Origin of the sequence: Olivibacter ginsenosidimutans (genome assembly GCF_039542865.1) — a bacterium.
Lineage (GTDB): Bacteria > Bacteroidota > Bacteroidia > Sphingobacteriales > Sphingobacteriaceae > Olivibacter > Olivibacter ginsenosidimutans.
Map to the genome: position 1 here is coordinate 1 of NZ_BAABIQ010000014.1, position 1,376 is coordinate 1,376.

General features: G+C 45.9%; 1 protein-coding gene. It reads left to right on the forward strand.

Features of this window, described 5'->3' with window-relative positions; all coding sequences use genetic code 11:
* Positions 1-89: 89 nt before the first annotated feature.
* Entirely contained in the window at positions 90-1,286 is a 1,197-nt protein-coding gene (locus ABD930_RS08700; protein ID WP_345231335.1) for an IS4 family transposase, read from the forward strand.
* Positions 1,287-1,376: the final 90 nt, after the last annotated feature.

The window sequence follows — 1,376 nt, forward strand, 5'->3', positions numbered from 1 at the left end:
CACTAGTGTCCGGGAAAAATAAAAAGGAGCAGTAGAAATTAATCGAACTGCTCCGAGATTTATACTTTTGAGTTACGACACAAAAAAGTATGAACAAAAGTAATTATTTCAGCGGACAGCCGCTGGTGAGTCAACTGATAAAATTTTTGGACAGGGAAGAAATTAACCGGACAGCCAAAAAAGCGGGAAGCGACAGGTACTATAAAAAGTTCCGCACCTATGATCACCTGGTAACGATGTTAATGACAGTAATAAGCGGATGTAGTTCATTGCGGGAGATTTCAGGCCTGTTTCTGGCCTGCCAGGGTCGTATCGGCCATCTGGGACTGAAGGACTTTCCCCGTAGGAGCACTTTTGCCGAGGCCAACAGCAAGCGGAGCAGCGATGTCTTCGCCAAGATCTACCAAAAGCTCTACAGGCGCTACCGTTCGTTTTTACCGGACAGCCGGAAAAGTAATTTACCGGTGGAAGACCTGTATATTGTGGATTCTACCACGATAAGCCTTTTCAGCGATGTGCTCAGGGGAGTTGGGCGTAACCCGAAAGAAGGGAAAAAGAAAGGGGGCATCAAGGTGCATACCATGATCCATTCCCGGGAGGATGTGCCTTCGCTGGTACGTTTTTCATCGGCAGCCACCCATGACCATGTATTCCTGAAGGAACTGGAGCTAAAAAAAGGGTCCTTCGTGGTATTTGACAAGGGCTATGTTGATTATGCCCGATACGCCAGCTGGGATATGGAAGGCGTCTTCTTTGTGACACGCCAGAAGGAGAACGCTGTTTATGAATCCTTAGAGCCATTTGCTGTCCACCAAAGGGATGCAGACCGTGTAATGGAGGACGGGGTGATCAGCATAGATGTAAAGGGCAGCCCTTTATTGTTGCGCAGGGTATACTATTATGATCATGCAAATGACAGAATCTATGAGTTCCTCTCCAACAATTTCGAGCTGGAGGCGACAGCCATTGCCGATATTTACCGGCAGCGGTGGCAGATAGAATCGCTGTTCAAAAGGCTCAAACAGAACTTTCCCCTTAAATATTTTCTCGGGGAATCGCAGAACGCCATCGAGATCCAGATCTGGGTATCGCTGATCGCCCAGCTCATCCTGCTGGTGATTAAAGGAAGGACAGAACATAGATGGGCATTTTCCAACCTGGCATCCTTTATCAGGAACCATGCTTTAACTTATATCCATCTCTTTAAGTTCCTGGATAATCCTAACGTGGACTGGAATAAGTTAACATTGGGAGATCGAAATCAGTTAAATATCTTTCAGACATGACCATGCTATCGACATTAAACAGAAAAACAGCGATCAAGTGAAACCAAGCATGTTTTGTAAGAACATTGGGAATTTAACCGGACAACAATG